The organism is Kitasatospora sp. NPDC059599 (assembly GCF_042735125.1).
Lineage (GTDB): Bacteria > Actinomycetota > Actinomycetes > Streptomycetales > Streptomycetaceae > Kitasatospora.
The window spans coordinates 1-5,248 of record NZ_JBHWCL010000053.1 but is presented as its reverse complement, the minus strand read 5'-3'; the positions used below and the strand labels follow the sequence as shown (position 1 = coordinate 5,248).

At 72.9% G+C, this 5,248-nt stretch carries 5 protein-coding genes and 1 pseudogene; 1 reads left to right on the top strand and 5 read right to left on the bottom strand.

Translation table 11 applies throughout. The features are described from left to right. The 3 genes from ACFV04_RS19795 to ACFV04_RS19785 form a co-directional block, all read right to left on the bottom strand. Positions 1 to 636: DUF885 family protein (locus tag ACFV04_RS19795; protein WP_380530616.1), on the bottom strand; the 636-nt coding region annotated here is incomplete at its 3' end. 60 nt (positions 637 to 696) lie between these two features. Then, positions 697 to 2,322 carry an AMP-binding protein gene (locus ACFV04_RS19790; protein ID WP_380530614.1) on the bottom strand — a complete coding sequence of 542 codons (1,626 nt, stop codon included), beginning with the start codon at positions 2,320 to 2,322 and terminating at the stop codon, positions 697 to 699. Positions 2,323 to 2,377: 55 nt separating this feature from the next. Continuing rightward, on the bottom strand, positions 2,378 to 2,581 hold the full coding sequence (locus ACFV04_RS19785) for a hypothetical protein (RefSeq protein ID WP_380530611.1): 204 nt from the start codon (positions 2,579 to 2,581) through the stop codon (positions 2,378 to 2,380). Between the two features lie 287 nt (positions 2,582 to 2,868). Here ACFV04_RS19785 and ACFV04_RS19780 point away from each other — a divergent pair, with 287 nt between their 5' ends. Further along, positions 2,869 to 3,705: an LLM class F420-dependent oxidoreductase gene (locus tag ACFV04_RS19780; RefSeq protein ID WP_380530608.1), complete on the top strand. Its 837-nt coding sequence runs from the start codon at positions 2,869 to 2,871 to the stop codon at positions 3,703 to 3,705. A 100-nt stretch (positions 3,706 to 3,805) separates the two neighbouring features. Here the strand turns inward: ACFV04_RS19780 and ACFV04_RS19775 are convergent, their stop codons facing one another. Next, the gene (locus ACFV04_RS19775; RefSeq protein ID WP_380530605.1) at positions 3,806 to 4,924 is read right to left on the bottom strand and encodes a hypothetical protein; all 1,119 of its coding nucleotides are present in this window, start codon (positions 4,922 to 4,924) and stop codon (positions 3,806 to 3,808) included. A gap of 85 nt (positions 4,925 to 5,009) precedes the next feature. Further along, positions 5,010 to 5,248: pseudogene (locus ACFV04_RS19770) on the bottom strand (hypothetical protein); the annotation flags it as partial.

Here is a 5,248-nt window from a genome sequence, read left to right as displayed (position 1 = left end):
GAGGCTCCCGATCGTGGTGGCCATCGATTCCGAGCCCAGGTAGCGCTTCGCGTCCGCGTCGGCGGCTGAACCGTTGACGGGCGTGGTGAAGGTGACGGCGGACGCCTGGCGGGGCGCGGCGAGCAGGCGCCGGGACATCCCCTCGGTGAGGGTCGCGCGGTACCCGTCGAGCGCGGCGGGCAGGTTGCGCATCCGGCCGGCCACCGCGGCCCAGTCGTCGTCGGTGGCGGTCGGCATGTAGGTGAAGATGTCCCGGACCTGGTGGACGTGCCCGCTGATGTTGCGCAGCTGGCGGTAGTTCTCGCCGGAGTCGTGCACGGCGAGTTCGGCGGTCAGGCGTTCGCGGAGCAGCCTGGCGCAGGTGCGGTCGGCGGGGTCGGCGGGGTCGGTGGGGTCGGCGGCGGTGCCGGCCGCGGTGGGGTCCGCGGTGGTGGGTCCGGCCGTGGCGGCGTCGAGTGCGGCAAGGGTGCGGCGGGCGATGTCGGCGCGTGCGTCGAGTCCTTCCGGGGAGAGGTCCGGTTGCCGGTCGTCGCCCGGGTGCAGGCCCAACCAGGCTGCGTCCAGGGGGTCGTGGGCGGCCACGTGGTCGAGGTGGCGGTCGGCGATGGTGCGAGCGGTGATCGTTTCATCTGCCATGGCGCCATGATGGCGCACCCGTCGGGGCTTGCCGACGGGTACGGCCGTCATGGGCGGTCGTCAGCCCGTGTGGGAGTCGCGCAGCAGTTTCTTGTCGGGCTTTCCGACGGCCGTCAGCGGGATCGCGGGCAGCAGGTGCAGGGCTTCCGGCGCGTACATCCGGCCCTTGTGGGCGGTGACGAACGCGCGGACGTCGTCGAGTTCGGGCCGCTGCCCCGGTGCGGGGACGACGGCGACGTGGACGTGTTCCGCCTCCTGGGCGTCGCGCACGCCGTAGACCGCGCACTGGGCGATCGCCGGGTGGGTGAGCAGCAGTTCCTCCACCTCGGCGGGGTAGACGTGCCCGCCGACCACGATGATCTTGTCCTTGAGACGGTCGGCCAGGTAGAGGTAGCCGTCCTCGTCGAGGTAGCCGATGTCCCCGGTGTTCAGCCAACCGTCGCACAGGACCTCGGCGGTGAGGTCGGGCCGTTTCCAGTACCCGGCCATCACCGTGGTCGAGCGGATGTGGATCTCGCCCTGCTCGCCGGTCGGCAGTCCGGCGCCGTCGGCGGCGCGGATCGCCACCTCCACGCCCGGGAGGGGCTTGCCGACGGAGAGTTGGCCGTCGTGGCCGATCCGGTCGTGCTCGTGCGGGGGGAGCACGGCGATGTTCTGCGCCTCGGACTGCCCGTAGCCGCTCACCAGGATCGGCCCGAACACCTTGATCGCCTCGCGGATCCGGCTCGGCGAGGCGGCGCAGCCCCCGTAGGAGACCCGGCGCAGGCTGGTCAGGTCGGTGCGGCCGATCGCGGGGTGGTCCAGCAACCGGTAGAGCAGCGGCGGCAGGACCCACAGGTCGGTGATGCGTTCGCGTTCGACGGCCGCCAGCACCGCGCCCGGGTCGAAGGAGCGCTGGATGACCACGGTGCCGCCGCTGTGGAACGTCAGGTCGGCGAGCACCCCGGCGAGGTGCGCGAGCGAGGTGGCGGCGAGGAGGCGGGGCGGGACGTCGTCGCGGCCGCCGTACGCCACGTCGAAGGCGCTCCGGTACGGGCCGTGCAGGCTGCGGATGCCCTTGGGGATGCCGGTGGTGCCGCCGGTGTGGCGGATGCCGAGGTCGTCGTCCGGGCCGATCCGGACGGCCGGCGGCTCGGCGGGCCGGCGGGCGGAGGCGGCGACGACGTCCTCGCCGATCGCCTCGCCCCCCGCTGCCCCGTTCCCCGCCGCTCCGTTCCCCGCCGTCCCGTTTCCCGCCGCTTCGGGGCCCGGGCCGAGGGTGAGGACGGTCGGGACGTCGACGAGCGGCAGCAACTCGGCGGCCGTGGAGTACCGTTCGGCGTCCACGAGCAGGATGCCGGTGTCCACGCTCGTCGTGATCTCGGCCAGCACCGGCGCGCTCATGCCGTCGTACAGGTTCACCACCCGGGCCCCCGCGAGCCCCGCCGCGTAGCGGGCGCTCAGCGCCTCGGCGGTGTTGCCCGTCAGCAGGGTCACGGTGGTGCCGCGGGCCGCGCCCCGGGCGAGGAGCTCGTGCGCGAGGCGGTACGTGGCGGCGGTGAAGTCGCCGGCGGTGATCACGTCGCCGTCGGCGGTGGTGATCGCCGGCCGGCCGGGATCGGCGCCGAGGGAGCGGAGGATCAGGGCCGGGGCGCTGACGAACTCCGGCTCTTCGGTGGCTACTTGGTGTGTTTCGTTCGCAACCATGGGCACAGACTAGCCCCGTGCTTCGTATCCGATCGGGAGTTTTCGCCCGTCCGGGTCAGAACGCCGAGGGGGAGGGGAACGGGTGCTCGGTGACGGCGGCCCAGTGCTCGTCCGGGGCGGTGACGATCGCGTGCCCCGGCTGGGAGGGGAGCCGGGGCAGCAGTGCGCTGCGGCAGCCGGGGCCGTGGTGGACCTCGACGGCGGTGGGGGCGCGGTCGAGGCGGAGCACGCCGGGGGTGGTGACGGTGTCGGGCGGCACGAGCGTCGCTTGGGGGTCGATACGGCCCGGGTCGGCGAGGATGGTGGCGGGTCGGGACTGCGCGGTGGTGAGGGAGTCGATCAGCTTGTGCGGGCTGTCGTCGCGGTACCCGGCGCGCTCCCAACGGACGGGCGGGGACGGCAGGTTGGAGTCAGTGTCGCGCGCCGGCCGGGAATGGGCGGTCGAGCCGGCCGGTTGGTCGTGTCGACGGACGACACGGTGTGTGCAAGGCCGTCCGGCGGCCGCAGGACGGGAATCGACGGAGGCAGGGGCTCGTGGAACTGGGTGTGTTCGGACTGAGTGCCAAGGCGACGGTGGGGCCGGCGGACACGGCGCGGCTGGCCCGTCGGGCGGAGGAACTGGGGTACCGGTCCTGGTGGGTGGGGGACCACGTGGTGCTGCCCAGCCCCCGGGTGCCCGAATCGCCGATGGAACCCACCGACCCGATCCTCGACCCCCTGGTGCACCTGTCCTACGTGGCCGCGCTGACCGAGCGGATCGAGCTGGGCACCGGGATCCTCATTCTCCCGCAGCGCAATCCGGTGGTCCTGGCCAAGCAGGTCGCCAGTCTCGACGTGCTGTCCGGCGGCCGGGTGCTCCTCGGCGTCGCACCCGGCTACCTCGAACCGGAGATGGCCGCGGTGGGCGTCCGGCTCTCGGAGCGTGGCGGCCGAACCGACGAGTACCTGGACGCGATGCGGCAGTTGTGGACCGAACCGGAGCCGGCCTTCCACGGCAGGTACGCGAACTTCGACCACGTGGACGCGCATCCGCGCCCGGTGCGGCCCGACGGCCCGCGGATCGTGATCGGCGGGCACAGCCCGGCCGCGTACCGGCGGGCGGTCGCCAAGGGGCACGGCTGGATCGGCGCCGGCCCCTCCCCGGAGGCCCTGGCCACCCACCTCGACGGGCTGCGCAAGGCCGCCGCCGAGGTGCCCCGCCCGGCCCGGCTCGGCCGGTTGGAGATCAACTTCGTGCAGATCGACCCGGTCGAGGTGGAAGCGGACGCCGCACGGCGCTACGCGGAACTCGGCGTGGACCGGCTGCTGGTCTACCCGCTGCCGCTGGAGGACCCGGCCGAGGTGGACGCGTTCCTGGAGAGGCACGCGAGTCTGCCCCACTGAAGCGGGTGAGGTGTTCCGGGCGGTGACGACCGGGCTGAGATGACGCGTGGGAAGTCGGCGGGGCCGACTTCCCACGCATGGGCGAGCGACACCGGATTCGTCAGGTGGCGGGCGCGGACGGTTCCGGGGTGCCTGCCGCCGGCTCGGCGGCTGGGGCGCCGATGCCGGACCGTACGGTGCCCAGGTATTCACGCAGGCTGCCGAGCTTCTCGCTTCCCCACATCGCGGCGGGACCGATGAGAGCGGTCAGCGCGGCCGGCGCGACCACCGAGGCCGGGAGGTCGGCGGCGGTCGCGGCGGCCACGATGACCACCGCTGCGACGCTGCCCGCCAGAACGACCACGCGATCGTGCCTGTCCTCCCGAGCGGTGACCAGTTCGGTGGGCGTCTCGGGAAGGTCCGCCTCGTCCAGCAGGCCCATCCACCGGCCCTGCACCGACCGGTCGAGCAGGGTGGCGACCAGCCGGGCCAGGCAGGGGACGGCGTCCGGCCCTTCCCGGAGGACGGTCGACATCTCCCGTTCCAGGGCCTGTTGCACCCCGGCGATGTGCGGACGCAGAGCGGTGCGCCTCCGTTCGCGGTCGACACCGTACGTGGCGAACCAGCCCAGCCGGTTGGTGTGGCGCGCGACGTGCCGGTCGAGTTCCAGCAGGGGGAGCGTCCCGACGGAGGCCTCCTGGCACTTGCGGAGCAGCCGGGCGAGGTCGACGGCAGAGGTGAGCGGAAGACTCTCGCCGACCCGCCGCCGGTAGAGGAACATCGAACGGTAGACCCACAGCACGGCCGCGCTGCCCATCCCGGCACAGAAGGAGAACGTCCGCAGCAGATTGCCCCGGAAGAGCGCCGCCTCCTCCGCACTGCTCGGGAAGACAATGAGGTAGAGGCCGGTCAGGGCGAACATGGCGGCCACTGCTGCCGGAACGATGGCGAAGACCAGGAGCCAGGTCTCGATTCCCCAGGAGCGCCGGATTCCACGGCACCAGTGCTCCTGCAGTGTTGCCGGGGTCGATCCGACCGGCGCCAGCAGGGCGTCGCCGTAGCCGGTGAGGTCGGCCGCACTCGGAACGACGGCACGCGGCACGCGGCCGGCGATCTGCGGCGGGATCCACCACCCCTTCCACACGTCGAGCACGTCGAACACCGCCATGACGGGCCGGTAGAGCACCCCCGCCACGAATGGCGGGAACAGTGCCAGCACCATCGACTCGACCCACTGCACGCCACAGCCCCATTCCCGATCCGGTGTGGTTGTGGAAGTGCCTACCACCCGGGGCGGGTTGGGAATCTCCGGCGGCTGATCCGGCTCAGGGGTTGGTGGTGTGGGTGGTGTGCGTGGTGGCTTGGGTGCGGCAGTGGGTGAGGGCGTAGGTGATGCGGCTGTCGGGGGTGGGGGCTGCGGCGAGGAGTTCGCCGGCGGTGACGAGGGTGGTCCAGTAGCGGGCCGGGTTGCCGGTGCGGGGCATGGGGTGAGCAGCCGCGAGGGAGAGGTAGGCGGTGGTGAGGTTGCCGGTGGTGAACCAGCGGTCGAGGCCGTGGCGGTGGC

Excerpts from the sequence above, each read along its gene's own strand:
- ACFV04_RS19790 (WP_380530614.1), bottom strand. The coding sequence starts at position 2,322 with ATGGTTGCGAACGAAACACACCAAGTAGCCACCGAAGAGCCGGAGTTC.